We start from the raw sequence: 18265 nt of genomic DNA, 5'->3' as shown, positions 1-18265 counted from the left end.
ACAGGAAGGCTCGACGGGATGCGATACATGAGGCTGGGCTCGTCCGGACTGCGGGTCTCCCGGATCTGCCTGGGCATGATGACGTACGGCGACCCGGACTCCTGGGAGTGGCTGCTGCGTGAGGACGCGGCCGAGCCGATCGTACGGCGCGCGGTCGAGGCCGGTGTGACGTTCTTCGACACCGCCGACATGTACTCCGGCGGCGTGAGCGAGGAGATCACCGGGCGGCTGCTCGGCAAGCTCTTCGCGCGCCGCGACGACTACGTCCTGGCCACGAAGGTCTACTTCCCGACGGGGCCGGGCCCGAACGACCGGGGGCTGTCCCGCAAACACGTGCTGTCCGCCATCGACGCCTCGCTGACCCGGCTCGGAACCGACCACGTCGATCTGTACCAGATCCACCGGTGGGACCACGAGACGCCGATCGAGGAGACCATGGAGGCCCTGCACGACGTGGTACGCGCCGGCAAGGCCCGCTACATCGGGGCCTCCAGCATGTACGCCTGGCAGTTCGCCAAGGCGCAGCACACCGCTGAGACGGCCGGCTGGACCAGGTTCGTGTCGATGCAGGGCCACTACAACCTCGTGTACCGCGAGGAGGAACTGGAGATGATCCCGCTCTGCCTGGACCAGGGGGTGGGCGTCATCCCGTGGAGCCCGCTGGCCCGCGGACTGCTCACCGGCAGCCGCCACCGCGACGGCCGGCCGCGCACGGCCCGATCCGGCAGCGACTCGCTGGCCGACGGCATGTACGAGGACGCGGACTTCGACGTCGTCGACGTGGTGCGCGCGGTCGCCGGCGAACGAGGCCTGCCACCGGCGCAGGTCGCGCTCGCCTGGCTGCTCGGAAGGCCCGGGGTGAACGCGCCGATCGTCGGGGCGAGCAAGGTGGGCCACCTGGACGACGCGATCGCGGCGGTGGAGGTGTCCCTGAGCGAGGAGGAGACGGCCCGGCTGGAGGCCCCCTACCGGCCCCACCAGATCATCGGGCACTCGTGAACGTACAGGCCAGAGAGGGCTTGTCCGGGCCGTAGGCGGTGGTGGCCGCCTCGCCGGCCCAGCGCGTTCCCAGGCCGTAGGCGGCGGTCGCCTCGCGCGGCCCGGCCCGTCAGATCCAGCCGCGTTCCCGGGCCGCCAGGCCCGCCTGGAAGCGGGTGATGGCGTTCAGGTCCTGCATGACGGCGTGGATGCGGCGTTGCACCGTGCGCAGCCCGAGCCCCAGCGCCCGCGCGATGGCCTCGTCCGTCAGCCCGCCCGCGAGCAGCGCCAACAGGTCTCTGGTCAGCTCGTCCGGCCCCTCCCCGGAAGGCTCCGCTCCGGAAGATCCCTCCCCGGAAGGCCCTTCTCCCGAGGGCCACGCCGCGCCCGGCCGCGGCGCCGCGCGTAACGGGAACCCCCGCTGCCACTCGTGCTCGAACAGCGCGATCAGCGCGTCGAGCAGCGCGGAGGAGTGCAGGATGAACGCCGCGTCGATCGAGTAGGCCCCGTTGCGGATGGGGATCAGCGCGAGCGCGTCGTCGGCGATCCACATCTTGGCCGCCGCCCCGGCCACCACCCGCGACTTCTCGCCGTGGGCCGCCGCGTCCTGGATGAGCCGCAGCCTGCCGGGCAGTGCCAGCACCTCCAGGTCGTACACGCTGCGGTAGGTGATGCCGTCCCTGAGCATCCGGCGCTCGCGCTCGACGTTGTCGGCGTGGCCGCGCATCACGTACGGGGGCTTGTCGATGTTGCGGAACATGGTCTGGGCGCTGTCCTGCAGCGCGTACGCCCGGCTGATGATGTTGTCGGTGCCCGTGACGACCTCGACCTGCTCGGCCGGGTGCGCGGCGTACCGCGAGGCCAGGTTGAAGGACGTGGTCAGCTCGTGGATGGCCGTGCGCACCTGGTGGAGCTCCTCTTCCTGGCGGGCGAGCAGCGGCCGGACGGCGATGTCGGGGGCGACGGCGACGTAGCGGGCGCGGCGGCCCGGCAGCCTGCTGGCCAGGCCGCGCCGGGCGAAGGCGGCCAGCGTGCGGGCGGCCAGGGGGGTGGAGACGCCGCAGTGGGTGGCGAGTTCGGCGGCGGAGGATCGCGGGTTCTCGACGAGCGTCGCGTACAGACGGCTCTCGGCCGGTGACAGGCCGATCGCTTCGAGCATTGGCGCCCTCTCTCCCGATGGCGGGTTACCGCCATCTGGCGGGTTTTGGCCCGTTCGGCGGACTTGTGCCCTGACAGATTCCCAGATTAGGTCAGCGAAGAAACGATCTCTATCGCGCGCGGGCCTCGATGCCCGGTGTTTCTCATGTCTGGAGCTTGTCGTGCGCATGCTGTCCACCCTCCGGCGCCGCAGACTCGGGGCCTTACTCGCGGCGGTCCTCGCCGTGCCTCTCGTCGTCGCCCCCCAACCGGCCGCCGCCGCCACACCGGCGAAGGCCGCCACACCCGCGAAAGCGGCCGTACCCACGAAAGCAGCCGTACAGGCGCCGGTCCGGATCACGCTGATCACCGGGGACACGGTCACCTACGCGAAGGACGCCGAGGGACGCGCGTCGGTCACCCTGGACCCCCGCGAGGGCGCCGAGGCGCGGAGGTACCAGGCGCAGCAGGACGATCACGGCTACTACGTGATCCCCGCTGACGCCGGGCCTTACGTCAACAGCGGCCTGCTTGACAAGGAGCTGTTCAACGTCGACTACCTGGCCGCCAACGGGTACGGCGACGCCAAGTCCGCCCAGCTCCCGCTCATCGTCCAGTACCAGCCGCAGACCAGGGCGAGCGACCTGGCGCCCCGGGCCCGCACGCTGAAGGGCGGCACGGAGCCGCTGGTCCTGAAGAGCATCGACGGCGCCGCGATCAAGGTGGACAAGAAGCAGGCCACCGCGTTCTGGCAGTCACTGGGACAGGCCAGATCGCAGGCCGCGTCGGCGGCGAGCGCCCCGAGCAAGGTGTGGCTCGACGGCAAGGTGAAGGCGCTCGACGACGTCAGCAACCCGCAGATCGGCGCCCCCGCCGCCTGGGCGGCCGGGTTCGACGGCACCGGCGCCACGGTCGGCGTCATCGACACCGGCTTCGACCCCACGCACCCCGACCTCCAGGGGAAGGTGGACGCGGCCCGCAACTTCGTCCCGGCGGGCATGCCGGGCGGCGGCAACCCCGACGACGCCACCGACCGGCAGGGTCACGGCACCCACGTCGCGTCCACCATCGCCGGCAGCGGCGCGGCCTCGAACGGCAGGTACAAGGGCGTCGCGCCCGGCACCCGGCTGACCATCGCCAAGGCGCTGGACGACAACGGCAGCGGCAACAACTCGGAGATCATCGCCGCGATGGAGTGGCAGGCGGCCACCGCGCGCGTCCGGGTGGTGAACATGAGCCTGGGCAGCAGGAACCCGACCGACGGCACCGACCCGCTGAGCCAGGCCGCCAACGACCTGACCGCCGAGTACGGCACGCTGTTCGTGGTCGCGGCGGGCAACGCGGGCCCCGGCCGCTACACCGTGGCCTCGCCCGGCGCGGCGGAGTCCGCGCTGACCGTCGGCGCGGTGGACTCCTCCGACAAGATCGCCTCGTTCTCCAGCCGCGGCCCGCGCCTGGGCGACGACTTCGCGATCAAGCCGGAGATCACCGCGCCCGGCGTGAACATCATCGCGGCCCGCGCGAAGGGCACCTCACTCGGCGAGGGCAGCAGCGTCCCCGGCGGCGGCCCGATCGACGACCACTACACCGCGGCGTCCGGCACCTCGATGGCCACCCCGCACGTGGCGGCCGCGGCGGGCATCCTGGCCGCCCAGCACCCCGACTGGACGGCCGGCCGGCTCAAGACCGCGCTGACGGCCACCGCCAAGCCGGGGGAGGCGACCGTCTACGATCAGGGCGCCGGGCGGCTCGACATCGGGCAGGCCGTCACCCAGCAGGTGTTCGACGACCTCGCGACGGTGTACGCCGGATTCACCGACCCGTACACCGGGCAGACGCTGACCAGGAAGGTCACCTTCCGCAACACCGGCAAGGACGCCGTCACGCTGGACCTGAGGCTGGCGCTGAAGCGCGACGACGCCGACCCGCCCGCCGGGATGGCCACGCTCACCCCGTCGTCGCTGACCGTCCCCGCCGGCGGCACCGCGACCGCCGACCTGACCATCGAGCCGTCGCTCGGCGACCCCGGCTGGTACGAGGGCCGCCTGACGGCCACCGCCGGGACGGCCAGGCTGACCGCGCCGATCGCGTTCCGCAAGCAGGCCAGGATGAACACCGTCCGCGTCCGGATGGTCGGCAGGCCCGAGTGGACGCTGAACCCGGACACCGCCACCGCCCTGCGGGTCAGCGACACCGACCCGCTGCTCGAAGGCGAGCCGATGTCGGTGTACGGGCCCGCCTGGCGGACCACGGACACGCCCGGCACGGTGGAGACCGAGTTCAAGCTGGCCCACGGCGGCGTGTACTCCATCTCCGCCATGCCCTGGTGGTTCACCAAGCCCGACCGGGACCTCCAGTACGCCCTGCTGCAAGCCCCCGAGGTCAAACTGGACGCCGACACCACGGTGACCCTGGACGCGACCGACGTGGAGCCGATCCAGATCACCACGCCGCGCCCGTCGGAGCCGGTGTTCCTGAACGTGATGCCCACCCGCACGACGGCCTCGGGCAAGCTGTACGCGGGCGCGGCACTGCTCAGCTACGAGCCGGTCAGCAGGGGTTCCTTCTGGGTCACGCGGCTCAGGAAGGCGCCCACGGTGGGCTCGTCCATGCTGCTGTTCGACCAGGTCCACCGCACCCCGGAGGTCGAGCTGGCCGTGCCGGGCGTCAAGCTGCGGCCCGTCTACGTCAGCGAGCACGACGCGCGGGTGCCCAAGTTCGCGGCGGACCGGCGGCTGAGCCTGGCCACCGGCGACGACCTGCGCGGCGGCGCGGACGTGCGCGGCAGGCTCCTCTACCTCCCGGCCCGGGACTCGCTCCAGTCGCTGCTGGCGGACCTGGACCTGGCCATCAAGGGGCAGGCGGCGGGGGTGGTGACCAGCGACCGGTTCGCCTGGCTGCTGTCCTCCGAGGTGTACGCGGCGCAGAGCAAGCTGCCGATCCTGTGGATCGACAGCGCGGAGGCGGATCGGCTCGGCAAGGTGCTGGCCCGCCGGCCGTACCCGAGCGCCGCCCTGCGGGTGACGCCGACGGCCCCGTACGAGTACAAGATGGCCTACTACGTGAAGGGTGCCACGGCGGGGCGGCTGAGCTTCGCGCCGAAGGCCCGCGACCTCGTCGAGATCGACACCACCTACCACGCGCGGTTCGCCCCGAAGCAGGGCAGGTTCGGCCCGTTCGCGGACTTCACCGAGGTCAACCACACCTACACCGGCGAGCAGCGCCTGAGCGTCCGGGGCTCGCACGCCTTCTCGGGGCCGACGGCCAGGACCGAGTACTACAGCGTGACGGGGCGGGACGTGCTGTGGGAGCGCGGCTACTCCTTCTACGACCCCGCCTCGGGCGACGGGCGCGTGCCCACGTCCTACCGCGGCTTCGTCCGCGGCGGCCAGGAGCGGGAGGACTGGAACGAGGTCATCCTGCCCACGCAGATCACGCCGGGGCCCGACCTGCCCGGCTGGAGGTTCGACCCGGGCATCTACTGCGACGGCTGCCGCCAGGGCGACCGGCTGCGGCTGCGGGCGCTCAGCCCGGTGGGCTTCGGCTACTACGCCGACGCCTCCGACCCGAGCCGTACCTACCAGGGCGCTCGCGGCACGGAGGAGGTCCACCTGTTCAGCGGGGACACCGAGGTCCCGGCGCAGTACGACGACCTTGGCGTGCCGTACTACACCGTGCCCGCCGGGCCGGGCACGTACCGGCTGACGGACTCGTGGAAGGACGGGTTCACCGGGCAGCACGGCGGGACCAGCGTCGAGACGACGTGGACGTTCCGCTCCGCGCGGCCGGCCGCCGGCAACGCGACGTTCCCCTGCCTGGACACCGTGCTGTGGGGCGACGGGCAGCCGTGCGCCCAGGTGCCACTGATCAGGCTCGCGTACGAGCTGAAGCTGCCCGCGGACGACACCGTGAAGGGAGGCAGGCCGTTCACCTTCACCGTCAGGGCCGAGGGCGGCCGGTCGCCGTCCGTCCGGAACGTCTGGATCTCCCATGACCAGGGCGCGCACTGGTCCGAGGCCACGGTGCTGCCCGGCGGCAAGGTGCTCGCGCTCAACCCGAAGGGACCCGGCAGCGTCTCGATCAAGGTCGGGGCGAGGGACAGGGACGGCAACTCGGTCGAGCAGGTGATCGCCGACGCCTACCTGGTCAGGTAGTCCCGCCGGCCTCGGCGCAGGTCCGGCCGCCCGACGGCTTTGGGCGGCCGGACCCGCGGTCGAGCTATTCGACCTTGCGGAGCACCACGCCGAACAGGCGGTCCGCGGTCAGGTACCCGGTGTGACGGGAGTCGTGGGAGCGGGCCGGGTTGTCCCCCAGGACGACCAGGCGTCCGGCCGGCACCAGCGTGCCCGGCGCCGTCCGCAGCGCGGGGACGGTGTCGCGGGGTATCGCGTCACCCGGCACGGCGGCGACCCGTTTGATGATCCACTGCGGGCGCGGCTCCTCCACCCGGTCGCCGTCAGGCCGGGCGGCGGCGAACTCCCTGAGCACCACGACCTGCCCGGCACGCAGCGCGCCGGGCGCGGTCCGGCGCACCAGCACCCGCTCACCCGGCAGGTACGCCGGCACCATGCTCTCCCCGTGCACGGTCACCACCAGGTACCGCCGGCGCACCCACCAGACGACCGGCACACCCGCGATCAGACCGGCGAGCCCCATGACCACCAGGGGCGTCACCGGGATACCTCCGTCATGTCGTCCCGGTAACCGGCGGCCTGCCGGGTGAACAGCCGCGCGTACGTGCCGCCGTCCGCCAGCAGGCCGGCATGTGTGCCCTCTTCGACGACGGCGCCGTCGGCCAGCACCACGATCCGGTCGGCGTCACGGACCGCGCCCAGACGGTGGGAGATGACCACGCTGGTCCGCCCGGCCCGCAACCGCGCGAGCCGGCGGTGCACCTCGTACTCGGCCTCGGGATCCAGCCCCGCGCTGGGCTCATCGAAGATCATCAGGTCGCGGTCGTGGCGCAGGAACGCCCTGGCGAGGGCCAGCCGCTGCCACTGCCCGCCGGACAGCAGCACGCCGTCCTCCTCCTCGTCCTGTTCGGGGGAGAACGACCGGCTCAGCAGCGTGCGACAGCCGTGCGGCAGGGCCGCCACGACGTCGTGCACCCCGGCCTCGCGGGCCGCCCGCTCGATCCGCGCCTCGTCCTCGGCGGCGGACAGGTCGCCCACCGCGATGTTGTCCGCGGCCGTCAGCTCGTACGACACGAAGTCCTGGAACACCGCGCCGATCCGGGAGCGCAGCGTCTCCGGCCGCACGTCGCGCAGGTCGACGCCGTCCCACAGGATCGTGCCTCTGGTGGGGTCGTAGAACCGGCACAGCAGCTTGACCAGCGTGCTCTTGCCGGCGCCGTTGTGCCCGACGAGCGCGACCGTCTCGCCGTGCGGGATGAGCAGGTCGACGCCGCGCAGGATCCACGGGTGGCTCGCGCTGTAGCGGAACCAGACGTCGCGCAGCTCGACGCCCCGGCGCAGGGGCGGCAGCGACCTGGGGCGGGCCGGAGCCGGCAGGTCGGTTCCGGCGGTCACGACGGCGACGTGGTGGTGGAAGGTCAGCAGATGCTCGTACGCCATCACCCCCGCCGACACCGTGCCGTTCAGCGCCGCCTGCACCCCGGCGACGGCGGCCACGAACATCGACACGTCGCCGACGCTGAGCCGCCCCTGCCCGGCCGCCAGGATCCCCCAGATCAGCCCCGCGCCGGCCACGATCGCCGAGGCTCCCGACAGGCTCGCGTGGATGCGGAACTCCCGCCGGTCCAGCCGGCGGCGGGCGGCGTTCGCGGTGCGCAGTTCGGTCAGCATCCGAAGGCGCAGGAAGGAGCCGAGGTCGAACAGGCGGATCTCCTTGGCCGCGTCCGCCGTGGACATCAGCTCCGCGTAGAACATCTCGCGGCGCTCGGCCGGTCCGATCCGCCACAGCATCGCGTTGCGCTGCCGCGACATCCGCAACTCGATGAGCAGCGCCGGCAGCGCCGACAGCACGACCAGGACGGTGAACGAGACATTGATCAGTGCCAGGGACCCGACGAAGCCGACGGTGGTCACCGCGCCGCGGGCGGCCGACAGCGCGGAGTCCACGAGCCTGCCGGGATTGCTCGCGCTCTGCTGGGCCAGCCGCAGCCGGTCCAGGAACGCCGGGCTCTCGAACCGGGCCAGGCCCGTGAACCGGGACACCGCAGCGAACAGCTCGTCCTTCGCGCGAAGCGCCGTCCGGCGGTCCACCTCGGCGCGCAGATAGTCGCCGGCGTGCGCCGCCGCGGCGGCGGCCGTGGTGACGACGGCTATGGTGACCGCGAGGGCGAGCAGCGTACCGCTCTGCCGTCGCGCCACCCCGTCCAGCACCGCCTTGGTCAGCCAGGCCACGGCGATCGGCGTGACGGAGCCCACCAGCGTGATCGGCAGGTAGCCGAGGACGTGGATCGGGGCCGAGCGCCACACCAGCGCGGCGGCTCGCGCCGAGCTGCGTGCCAGCCCTCGCGGCGCCGGTGCCGGTTCGGTCACGCCGGCGCCCCGGCCGGCAGCCGGGAGATCTCGGGTGCGGACGCCAGCAGCCTGCCGCCCGCGGCCACCTGGAGAAAGGTCGGGTACGCCTGCACGCCGAACGCGCCGCTCATCGCGCCGTCCACGATCACCTGCGCCACGGGCCGCAGCGTGGCGATCATCTCCGTGGGGTCGCCCGCTCGGTCGTCGACCACCGCCAGCACCCGGGACCGGTTCTGGCCCGCGGCCCACGAGGCGAACGCGGGAAGCCTCTCGTGGCAACCGCGGCAGTCGGGCGACAGGAACGCGACCACGGTCCCCTCCGGCAGGAGATCTCGGGTGAGCCGGGCGCCGTCCGCGGTCGTCACCTCGAAATCGCCGGCGACGTCGCCCACGCCCAGGCGCCCGCCCGCCGCGGGAGGGCCGCCCATCAGGTCGACGGCCTCGTACAGCGCGTCCAGCAGCTTGGTGTGCTCACGGAGCCGCCGGACCACGCCGAGGGTCAGCACCAGATCCACCACGCACAGGGCGCCGACGAGTGCCACGACGGCGATCAAATAGGACATGGGACACCTCCGTGTAAAGGGGCCCGGCCGGTCCGCCGGCCGGGCACCCGGTCATGAGCAGTAGATGTAGGTCTGGCAGGAGCCGCACGAGAACTTGCCGTTGGGGTAGTAGCAGCACCACCTGCCGGCGTTGATCGGACCGCAGCACTCCCAGCCGCAGTCGGCCGCCTGGGCCACGGTGCGTGGCGCGACGAGCTCCAGGAGACGGTCGGCCATCCTGGTCATGAGACGCATCGAACCTCCCTTTCGGTCGGACGGGCGGGCCGGTGCCCGCCGCTCGTCGCAGCCTGTGCCAGAGGTTTCAGCGATTTCTCAACGAAGTCTTAACGACCTCAGACGTGGGCGGAGACGCGGTCGCGCACCTCGTCGGCGCGGGGGTCGCCGACGGCGTCGTACAGCTCCGCCGCCTGCTTCCACGCGTTGAGCGCCGGTGTGACGTCGCCCGCCCGCAGGTGCGTCTCGCCCAGGCGGACCAGGGTGTCCGCGGCGGCGTGCAGGTCGTCGCAGCCCTGCAGCAGCTCCGCCGCCCGCTCGAAGCCGGCCACCGCGCCCGGGACGTCGCCCTTGAGGTCCAGGACGTGGGCGACGCTGTCCCAGGCGTGTCCCTCGCCCTGCGCGTAGCCGGCGTCGGCCAGGATGCGCTGGGCCCGGCGGCAGTCGGCCAGCGCCTCGTCGTACGCGCCGGACTCGGCACGCAGCCAGCCCGCGTTGTTCAGCGCCCGCGCCTGCCCGACGATGTCGCCGGCCCGCCGGAACAGCTCCAGCGCGCGCACCGTGTGGCTCAGGGCCACGCCGGGCTCGTCCTTGCCCCGCAGGAGGCTCAGCCCCAGGTGGACGTGCGCCTCCAGGCCCAGCTCGCCGAGATCGCGGTGCAGCTCGGCCGCCTGCTCGAAATGCTCGACCGCCTCGCGGTGGTGGCCGAGCCGGGCGTGCGCGCGGGCGATGCTGTTGTGGCAGCGCGCCCGGGCCAGCCTGTCGCCGAGCCGGCCGGCCGCGTCCAGGGCCACCGCGTGCGCGCGCAGGGTCTCCTCCCACAGGCCGCGGCGCTGCATGAACTCCGCGAACGCCCACGTGAGCCGCCAGACGTGCCCGTCCAGCCCGGCCGCGGTCGCCTCCGCGAGCAACGTGGGCAGTGCCGCCGACTCGTCGGCGTACCAGCGCAGGGCCTCGGCCTGGCCGGCGAACCGCTGCACCGCCGTGCCCCGGGCCGGCGGATCCAGGGTCAGGCTGTCGCGGTGCGGGTAACACAGGTCGTTGGCGGCGCACGCCGTATGCACGTAGTGGTCCAGCAACCGTCGTGTGGCCGCCCGTCGTACCGCCCGGCTGTCGGCGGCGCGTGCCTGCTCGGCCGCGTACACGCGAAGCAGGTCGTGCAGGCGCAGGCGGCCGGGCCCGCGGAGCTCCGCCAGGTTGGCGTGTTCGAGCTGCGTGGCCAGCTCCCGCGTGCGGTCCGGCGGCAGCGCGGCCAGGCTCGCCGCCGCGAGCAGCGACAGGTGCGGGCCGGGATGCCGCCCGAGACGCCGGAACAGCCGGGCCACGGGCGCGGGCAGGCTCTGGTAGGAGCGCCCGAACACGCGGCGCAGGTCGATCGCGGGGTCGCTGTGGGCGAACGGCTCCAGGTCCGCGCCGGCCCGCTCCAGCTCGGCGGCGACCTCGGCCAGCGGCAGCTCGGTACGCCCTGCCAGCCGCGCCGCGACGATCGCCAGCGCCAGCGGCAGCCGGCCGCACCGCCGGACGATCAGCGCGGCGGCCTCGGGCTCCACCGCCGGCCGCTGCTCACCCAGCCACGCCGCCAGCAGCCGGTACGCTTCCGCGTCGGGCAGGACGTCCAGCCGCAGCAGGTACGCGCCCTCGGTCACCGCGAGACCGGACAGCTCGGAACGGCTGGTGACCAGCGTCAGGCTCCCCGGCGCGGTGGCCAGCAGCGGGCGGACCTGCTCGGCGTCGCGGGCGTCGTCGAGCACGACGAGGACCCGCCGGCAGGCCAGCAGGCTGCGGTAGTGCCCGATCTGCGCCGCCACTCCCGACGGCATCCGGGACTCCGGCACGCCGAGCGCGCTGAGGAACCCGGGCAGGATCGTCGCCGCGTCGGCCGTGCCCAGATCGGCGTACAACTGCCCGTCGGGGAACCGGTCGCGGTACAGGTGGGCCCAGCGCAGCGCGAGCGACGACTTGCCCACCCCGGGCGGCCCGGAGATCGCGCACGCGGCGGCGGGGGCCTGCCGCCTGGCGATCATGGCCTCCAGGCGTTCGAGCTCCGCCTCCCGCCCGACGAAGCACCGCAGGGCCATCGGGAGCTGCGCCGGGACCAGGCGGGCGGTCTCGGTGACGTCGCCGGGGCGCAGCAGCGTCCCGTGCAGGTGCCGCAACGCCGCGCCCGGCTCGACGCCCAGCTCCTCGGCCAGCGTCCGCCGTACGCGGGCGAAGCGCGCCAGCGCCTCGGCGGTCCGGCCCCAGGCGTGCAGCGCCTCGATCAGCGCGGCCGCCACCAGTTCGTCCAGCGGGTACTCCTCGGCCAGCGGCGACAGCGCGGTCACCGCCGCCCCGGCGTCGCGGCCGGTCATCGCCCGCGCCCAGCGCAGCACGATCTCCTTACGCTCGTCACGCAACCGGTGGCCGGCCCGTTCCACCCATTCACCGGGCAGCCCGGTGAGGGGATCGCCGCGCCACAGCGCCAGCGCCTCACCCAGCAGCGGCACCGGATCCGGCGCCGCCGTCGCGCGGTCGGCCAGGCCGCGGAAGCGCGCCACATCCACGGCCGACTCGTCGACGTCGAGCAGGTAGCCGCCGAGCCGGCGGACGACGGCGCCCTCGTCGGCCAGCACGTCGCGCCGGATGCGCGTGATGATCGTGTACAGGGTGCGCCGGGCGCCCTGCGGAGCCCCGTCGCCCCAGACCCGGGCGAGCAGCGACTCGACCGGCACCACCCGGCCGGCCTCCCACGCGAGCGCGGCGAGCGCGAGCGCCACCTGCGGCGGGCGCACGGGCCGGGTCAGCCCCGAGCGCTCCACCTCGACCGGTCCGAGTAACCGAATCAGCACGCCGCCTCACTCTTCGCCCGAAGATCTTCGAGCGTAACGAGAACGCACGCCTCGCCGGGCGCTCTTGCCGGATTCGCCCGGCGATGGCTAGGTTGCGCTGGTGCAATACGTCGATGTGGCGGGCAGAGCGCTGCTGATCACCGTGTTCGTCCTCGCCCTGGTGAGCAAGGTCTCCAGCCGCGGGGCCTGGAGCGCGTTCGTCCGGTCGACCAGGGCGATGGCGGTGATCCCCGACAAGCTGGCGCCTCCGGCCGCCGCTGCGACGGCGGCGGCCGAAGCGGGCGTCATCGTCCTGGCCGCCGTTCCCGTGCGCTGGACCGGCTCGGCGGCGTTCGTCCTGGCGACCGGGCTGCTCGGCTGCCTCACCGTCGCGGTCGTCCTGGTCGTCGGAAGGGGCGCCGCGGTGCCCTGCCGCTGCTTCGGGGCCACCGAGACGCCCATGGGCGCGCCGCACGTGATCCGCAACCTGATCCTCCTCGCCACCGCCCTGCTCGGGCTGGCCGGATCACTCGTCAGCGGTTCCTTCGACCCGGCTTTCACCGTGGTGGTCGGCCTCTTCGGCGCCGTCCTGGGGCTCCTCATGGCCCGATGGGACGATCTCGCCTCACTCCTCCGCCCGTGAGGGCGCGCCGTCAACGCGGCATCAGGATTTCCGGGGTCCCGCGTCGGGAATGCGTAGCGATCGCGGGATGTGTCCGTTTGCGGCTCTAGCGTCTGCCTTGTACGGCTTTTCGCTGGAAGGAAGCAGATGTCAGAGCCCCGATTGTTCGTCCCCGTCACGGCCGGCGCGTGCGCCACGGCCCTGCGGTTGTTCCGCACCACCGCGGGCAAGCGGACGGCGGTCGCCTTCTCCTCACCGCTCAGGCTCACCCAGGTGCTCGGGACCGGCCAGCGGTGGGTCGTGCTCACGGCCCCCGCGCTGCGCACCATGATCGCCGAGCTGGACGTCACCGGCATCGTCATCGACCCGGCGGGCACGATGACCAGGCCCGCCGAGCAGGTGGCCTGATGTGCGTCCTGCGGCAGGACCAGGCCGCGCACGAGCCGCCGCCCGCGGCGGAGCCCTGGTCGCTCACCACCCGTTTCCGGCCGGTCGCGGCCACCGGGGGAGTGCCGCTGATGGACATCGCCGAGCGCTACGGCACGCCCGCCTACGTGGTGGACGAGGCCGACGTGCGCGGGCGCTGCCGGGCCTTTCGCGCCGCCCTGCCGGACGCCGACATCCTGTACGCGGCCAAGGCCTTCCTGTGCCGGGCGATGGCCACCTGGATCAGGCAGGAGGGCCTCGGGCTGGACGTCTGCTCCGGCGGCGAGCTGGCCATCGCGCGCTCCGTCGGCTTCCCGGCCGACCGGATCGTCTTCCACGGCAACGCCAAGACCCCGCAGGAGCTGGCGGAGGCGGTGGACTACGGAGTCGGCCGGATCGTCGTGGACAACCTCGCCGAGATCCCCCGGCTGACGGCGCTGGTCCCGCCGGGGCGACGGCAGCAGGTGCTGCTGCGGATCGTCCCGGACATCGAGGCGGGCGCCCACACGGCGATCCGCACCGGGGGCGAGGACCAGAAGTTCGGGCTGTCCATCGTCGCGGGTGACGCCGCGGCGGCCGTGGCCAGGGTGCTGCGGCAGCCGGAGCTGCACCTGGTGGGCCTGCACTGCCACCTGGGCTCCCAGATCTTCGCGGCGGAGCCGTACGAGCGGGCGGTGAGGGTCATGGTGGAGCAGATCGCCCGCGTCCGCGACACGTACGGGATCGTGCTGCCCCAGCTCGACCTGGGCGGCGGTCAGGGCATCGCGTACCTGGGGACCGAGCACGGGCTGAGCCCCGGCGACTACGCCAGGACGGTCGTCAAGGCGATGCGGGAGCGCTGCGCGGCACTGAACCTGCCGGTGCCGCGGCTGACCATCGAGCCGGGCCGCTCGATCAGCGGGCCGGCCGGGCTCACCCTGTACCGGGTCATCGCGGTCAAGCGCACGCTCGCCCGTACCTTCGTCGCCGTGGACGGCGGCATGAGCGACAACCCGCGCCCGCCCCTGTACGGCGCCCGCTACACCGCCCGCCTGGTCGGCCGCCGCTCGGCCATGTCCGCTTGTGAGGTCACCCTGGTCGGGCACCACTGCGAGGCGGGCGACGTGATCGCCGAGCAGGTGCCGCTGCCCTCGGACATCAGGCCGGGCGACGTCATCGCCGTGCCGGCCACCGGCGCCTACCACCACTCGATGGCCTCCACCTACAACCTCACCCGGCGCCCACCGGTCATCGCGGTCGCCGACGGGGCCGCGCGGGTGGTGGTGCGCCGTGAGGAGCTCGACGACCTGCTGCGCCGGGACGTGGGGCTGTGACCAGGATCCGGCCCGAGACCATCGCCCTCCTGGCCCTGATCGCCGTCGCCGCCCTGCTCACCCTGACCCAGCCTCATCGCCGTCGGCCGGGTGGCGGGATCAGGGGCGCGGCAGGGCCCCACCGTCACCGCCGTGTCCCGGCCTCTCCCTGGGCCGGGTCCACGCGCTCAAGTTTGGTCCAGCCGGTCCAGCCTCGCTCCTTCAGCAGCTCGGTCAGCCGGCGGGCGGGCGGCACGGTGTCGAACGCCAGCGTGTCCATCAGCTTGGCGAACGGTGGCGCGACGTCGACATCGCCGACGTAGTCCTCGCCCCGCTCGTCGGCCATCCGTGTGAGGTAGGCGGCCAGTTTGTCGGCCAGCTCGACCAGCCGTGACTCGACCAGCCGTGACTCGACCGGCTGTGAGTCGTCGTCGGCCGGGTCGAGTGCCTGGCCCAGAGTGAGATAGAGATCGATGAGCTGCCGATCGGCGACCTGTTCCCGCTTGCGTGCCATCCACTCCGCGACCCGCTCGGGTGAGTGCGCGGCCAGCGGGATCCAGCCGTCGCGTTCGACCCGGACGATCCGCTCGTCGACCCCGAGCGCGCGCAACCGGTCGAGAAACTCGACCACCTCCGCGGGCAGCGCCAGGCTGTCGCCGGCGGTGAGGCGGGCGATCCGCTCCCGGTGCCGCCGCCGCTCCCGGATCTCCGCCCGCAGCCGCCTGTCGATGTCCGAGATCGCCGCGGCGAACTCCTCCTCGCCGGCCCGCAGCAGCTCCCGCACCCGCGCCAGCGGGACCCCGGCCTCGGCGAGGGTCCGGATCTTGATCAGCTCGATGACGGCGCCGGCGTCGTACCTCCGATAGCCGGAGTGGTCCCGCTCCGGCTCCGGCAGCAGCCCCTTGGCGTGGTAGTGCCGGACCGCGCGCACCGTCACTCCTGCGTACGACGCCAGCTCGCCGATGGTCAGCATCAGACCAGTCTCCTACCGCAGGAGATGGTCAGGAAGCCGGCCCGGCCGCAGGGTCCAGCGCGCTTCGGATGATCCGGGCGATTTCCGGGGCGTGGGTGAAGACCAGCCGGTGATCGGCGTCGAGCCAGGACGTGGAGATGTGCGGCTGCTCGCGGACCAGCCGCTCCACACCGGCACACCAGTTCTGGTTGAACCGAGGCGCATGCCCTTCGCCGCCGTCGCCGGCCATCGAGGTCGACATGATCATGCTGATGGGCCGGTCGACCTTCCGGTACCGGTCGAGGATGCCGGACCGGATCAGATCGATCTCGACGTTCAGCTCGAGAATCTCCTGGGCGGTGAGCAGCACCTGACGCGCGCTGCCGCGCAGGGCTTCCTGCCGTGCCGCCATGTCCTGCCACATCGCGCGGAACTCCGGCAGGTCGGCCTCGGTGATGAACGGTTCGGGCACGGGGTTCGCCCCGTCGATGAGAACCAGCCCGGCGACGGCGCCCGGATGCTCGGAGGCATGGTGCACGGCCAGGTCCGCGCCCAGCGAGTAGCCCACGAGCACGGGCGCCGAGGGCGGGCCGAGGCGTTCCAGCTCCGCCAGCACGGCGCCGAGATCGCCGCGGAACGCCTCGAAGGAGTACCGGTCGGCGGCCGACGCGAGACCATGGCCCCGGAGGTCGAAGGTCACCACGTCGTGGTCGCGCCGCAGCAGCCCGGCCAGCTCGTGCAGGTCGGCCTGTGTCGAGCTCAGCCCAGGGCACAGGACCAGCGGCCGTCCCCGGCCGCCGCGGGACACCGGGATCGTGACACCGTCGTGGTGCACCGTGAAGTGCCTGGTTTCCGTAGTCATGCCGACCATGCTGAGGGGTTGCCCCTGCGTCAGGGTCAACCCCTTGTGTGTCGGTGTCAGTCGTCGAGGGCCTGGCAGAGGGTGGTCCAGAAGTCGTGGATGAGGTGGGCGGAGTTGGGGACGGCCATGCCGTAGCCCCAGCCGCCGTGCCGGCCTTGGCCGAAGGAGAGGTGGACGTTGTCGGTGGCCATGGTGTGGCGGGCGGCTCGCTGGTCGGGGGTGAGGCGGTTGGTGGTCATCAGGTCGACGGCGGTTGCCGGGGGAGAACCCTCAGGTAACATCCGTCGTACGAGACGAGCGGCATTTCTACTGGTCACGAGGGGTCTGACGGGTGAACAGCGCAAGCGATCCCGAAGCCGAGATCCGGGCCCGGCTCCAGGAGCACTGGGAGGCGTCCGAGCGCGGAGACGTCGACGCCGAGCACTCCATCTACGCTGCGGACGCGATCCTGGACTACCCGCAGTCGGGCGAGCGTTTCAGAGGCCGGTCAAGGATCCAGGCGCAACGCGGCGGGCACCCGGCCGAACGCCACTTCACCATCCGCCGGATCCTGGGCGGCGGCGACCTCTGGGTGAGCGAGTGCGTGATCACCTATGACGGCGTGCCCACACACTCGCTCAGCGTCATGGAGTTCACCGATGGTCTCGTGACGCACGAGACCCAATACTTCGCCGACCCTTTCCCCGCGCCTCCCGGCCGGGCCGCGCTCGCTGAGCCGATCCCGGCCCGCGACCGATAAGAAACGTACGCCGGACTTGGGCGTGCCGGGCACGGCCGAGGTTGGATACTGGGTTGCTCCGAAACCCCGCCAACGGGGCCGTCGCGCCCGAAGCGGTGCGAGCGGTGTGTCGAGGGGCCTTCCGCGCCCACGGCCTGGAACTGATCGAGTGGCGCGCTGGAGTCGGCGACCTGGCGTGACCCACATGAGGAGGAATCGATGGCGTCCGAAGCCGAAAAGCGTATAGACCACGCGTTGCACACCGGTGCTCCCGTCCTGGACCTCTCCGCACTCGAGCTGCGCACCCTACCGGACTCGCTGGCCGGCCTTCACTCCCTCGCCGAGCTCGACCTGACCGACACGTATCTGAGCGAGCTGCCCACATGGCTGAAGAAGCTCTCCTCGCTCGAACGGATCGACTTGAACGGGGACGACTTCGACGACATCCCCAAGTGGGCCTCTCACCTGGTCGTGGATTGCGCCGATCCCTCCTAGCGGCACGCGATCCTTGAGAAAATTAAGATCAACTTCTTGAAAGTTGAAGATGGACCGGCTATACCTTAAATATGACAGAGCAGGCGATGGACTGGCAGGAGCTCACGAACCTGACCCGGGGCCGGTCGTTCGTCGTCGAGCGGGTGCGTCTGACAGGCAACGGCGTCGCGATCGAGGGCGAGTTCGAGCTGCCGCAACTGGCTCAGCTCAGCGTCGAGGATCAGATCTTCGTCACCGCGTTCGTGCGGTGCCACGGTTCCATCAAGCAGATGGAACGGATCTTCGGGGTGAGCTATCCGACGATCAAGGCACGACTCAACCGCATCGCCCAGATGCTCGACTTCGTCGAGACCGATCCGGCGCCCCCGGCGGCCGACGTCATCGATCGGTTGCGCCGCGGCGAGATCACCGCCCAGCAGGCCTTGTCCGAACTGGAGGGCCGGACATGATGCCGCAGTCGCTGACCGTACGCGTCGAACGTCCGGACCGTCGTCCCATCCGGGTCTGGGTCCCGGTGCTCCCGGTGGCGCTCGTGCTCTCACCGGTCGTGCTCCTGGCCGTCCTGGCGGCCGTCGTGGCCTGCCACCTGTACCACGTCGACGCGATGCGGGCACTCGGCGCCGCCCGGCGCATCGTCTCCGCGTTGCCCGGCACCCGCTTCGACATCGAGTACAGCCGTACGGCCGTGCTCGTGGCCATCCGATAGCAGAGGTTG

The 18265-nt window shown here is 72.4% G+C and carries 18 protein-coding genes; 9 read left to right on the top strand and 9 right to left on the bottom strand.

The features are described 5' to 3' along the window. The first annotated feature begins 18 nt into the window (after window positions 1–18). Complete coding sequence (locus AB0I15_RS36110) at window positions 19–999, top strand: aldo/keto reductase (protein ID WP_358105696.1); 981 nt, start codon at window positions 19–21, stop codon at window positions 997–999. A gap of 109 nt (window positions 1000–1108) precedes the next feature. Here AB0I15_RS36110 and AB0I15_RS36105 read toward each other — a convergent pair whose 3' ends face one another. After that, complete coding sequence (locus tag AB0I15_RS36105) at window positions 1109–2137, bottom strand: helix-turn-helix domain-containing protein (protein WP_358105693.1); 1029 nt, start codon at window positions 2135–2137, stop codon at window positions 1109–1111. A 166-nt stretch (window positions 2138–2303) separates the two neighbouring features. On the opposite strand from AB0I15_RS36105, the gene AB0I15_RS36100 reads away from it, so the two are divergent. After that, window positions 2304–6269 (top strand): S8 family serine peptidase, encoded by a 3966-nt coding sequence (locus AB0I15_RS36100; protein WP_358105860.1) that lies wholly within the window; start codon window positions 2304–2306, stop codon window positions 6267–6269. Between the two features lie 64 nt (window positions 6270–6333). Here AB0I15_RS36100 and AB0I15_RS36095 read toward each other — a convergent pair whose 3' ends face one another. The 5 genes from AB0I15_RS36095 to AB0I15_RS36075 form a co-directional block, all read right to left on the bottom strand. After that, window positions 6334–6789, bottom strand: coding sequence for a S26 family signal peptidase (locus AB0I15_RS36095; protein ID WP_358105690.1), 456 nt, complete (start codon window positions 6787–6789; stop codon window positions 6334–6336). Further along, window positions 6786–8618 carry an ABC transporter ATP-binding protein gene (locus AB0I15_RS36090; protein ID WP_358105687.1) on the bottom strand — a complete coding sequence of 611 codons (1833 nt, stop codon included), beginning with the start codon at window positions 8616–8618 and terminating at the stop codon, window positions 6786–6788. Before AB0I15_RS36090 ends, AB0I15_RS36095 begins: the two co-directional genes overlap by 4 nt. After that, window positions 8615–9163: a hypothetical protein gene (locus AB0I15_RS36085; protein ID WP_358105684.1), complete on the bottom strand. Its 549-nt coding sequence runs from the start codon at window positions 9161–9163 to the stop codon at window positions 8615–8617. The genes AB0I15_RS36090 and AB0I15_RS36085 overlap by 4 nt, the downstream gene beginning before the upstream one ends. Before the next feature lie 51 nt (window positions 9164–9214). Continuing rightward, window positions 9215–9397 carry a hypothetical protein gene (locus AB0I15_RS36080; protein WP_358105681.1) on the bottom strand — a complete coding sequence of 61 codons (183 nt, stop codon included), beginning with the start codon at window positions 9395–9397 and terminating at the stop codon, window positions 9215–9217. 98 nt (window positions 9398–9495) lie between these two features. Then, complete coding sequence (locus tag AB0I15_RS36075; protein WP_358105678.1) at window positions 9496–12204, bottom strand: BTAD domain-containing putative transcriptional regulator; 2709 nt, start codon at window positions 12202–12204, stop codon at window positions 9496–9498. A gap of 100 nt (window positions 12205–12304) precedes the next feature. Between AB0I15_RS36075 and AB0I15_RS36070 the strand changes: the two genes are divergently transcribed. The 3 genes from AB0I15_RS36070 to lysA all read left to right on the top strand — a co-directional run bounded on the left by AB0I15_RS36070 (window position 12305) and on the right by lysA (window position 14544). Continuing rightward, window positions 12305–12826, top strand: coding sequence for a MauE/DoxX family redox-associated membrane protein (locus AB0I15_RS36070; RefSeq protein WP_358105675.1), 522 nt, complete (start codon window positions 12305–12307; stop codon window positions 12824–12826). Window positions 12827–12952: 126 nt separating this feature from the next. Beyond that, on the top strand, window positions 12953–13213 hold the full coding sequence (locus tag AB0I15_RS36065) for an SAV_915 family protein (protein ID WP_358105672.1): 261 nt from the start codon (window positions 12953–12955) through the stop codon (window positions 13211–13213). Next, entirely contained in the window at window positions 13213–14544 is a 1332-nt protein-coding gene (lysA, locus tag AB0I15_RS36060) for a diaminopimelate decarboxylase (RefSeq protein ID WP_358105669.1), read from the top strand. The genes AB0I15_RS36065 and lysA overlap by 1 nt, the downstream gene beginning before the upstream one ends. A gap of 124 nt (window positions 14545–14668) precedes the next feature. Here the strand turns inward: lysA and AB0I15_RS36055 are convergent, their stop codons facing one another. The 3 genes from AB0I15_RS36055 to AB0I15_RS36045 are packed head-to-tail and all read right to left on the bottom strand — an operon-like array spanning window position 14669 to window position 16576. Beyond that, window positions 14669–15496: a MerR family transcriptional regulator gene (locus AB0I15_RS36055; protein ID WP_358105666.1), complete on the bottom strand. Its 828-nt coding sequence runs from the start codon at window positions 15494–15496 to the stop codon at window positions 14669–14671. Window positions 15497–15524: 28 nt separating this feature from the next. Next, window positions 15525–16337, bottom strand: coding sequence for an alpha/beta hydrolase (locus tag AB0I15_RS36050; RefSeq protein WP_358105663.1), 813 nt, complete (start codon window positions 16335–16337; stop codon window positions 15525–15527). A gap of 56 nt (window positions 16338–16393) precedes the next feature. Further along, window positions 16394–16576: a hypothetical protein gene (locus tag AB0I15_RS36045; RefSeq protein WP_358105660.1), complete on the bottom strand. Its 183-nt coding sequence runs from the start codon at window positions 16574–16576 to the stop codon at window positions 16394–16396. A 92-nt stretch (window positions 16577–16668) separates the two neighbouring features. On the opposite strand from AB0I15_RS36045, the gene AB0I15_RS36040 reads away from it, so the two are divergent. The 4 genes from AB0I15_RS36040 (at window position 16669) to AB0I15_RS36025 (ending at window position 18256) form a co-directional block, all read left to right on the top strand. Continuing rightward, entirely contained in the window at window positions 16669–17076 is a 408-nt protein-coding gene (locus tag AB0I15_RS36040; RefSeq protein ID WP_358105656.1) for a nuclear transport factor 2 family protein, read from the top strand. A gap of 198 nt (window positions 17077–17274) precedes the next feature. Next, window positions 17275–17550, top strand: a complete 276-nt coding sequence (locus AB0I15_RS36035) for a hypothetical protein (RefSeq protein ID WP_358105653.1) — start codon at window positions 17275–17277, stop codon at window positions 17548–17550. Window positions 17551–17636: 86 nt separating this feature from the next. After that, window positions 17637–17999: a DUF2089 domain-containing protein gene (locus tag AB0I15_RS36030; RefSeq protein WP_358105650.1), complete on the top strand. Its 363-nt coding sequence runs from the start codon at window positions 17637–17639 to the stop codon at window positions 17997–17999. After that, on the top strand, window positions 17996–18256 hold the full coding sequence (locus AB0I15_RS36025; RefSeq protein WP_358105647.1) for a hypothetical protein: 261 nt from the start codon (window positions 17996–17998) through the stop codon (window positions 18254–18256). Before AB0I15_RS36030 ends, AB0I15_RS36025 begins: the two co-directional genes overlap by 4 nt. Window positions 18257–18265: the final 9 nt, after the last annotated feature.

The organism is Nonomuraea sp. NPDC050643 (assembly GCF_040654715.1).
Taxonomy (GTDB): domain Bacteria; phylum Actinomycetota; class Actinomycetes; order Streptosporangiales; family Streptosporangiaceae; genus Nonomuraea.
The sequence above is the reverse complement of the archived record's forward strand: the minus strand, read 5'-3'. Positions and strand labels throughout refer to the sequence as shown.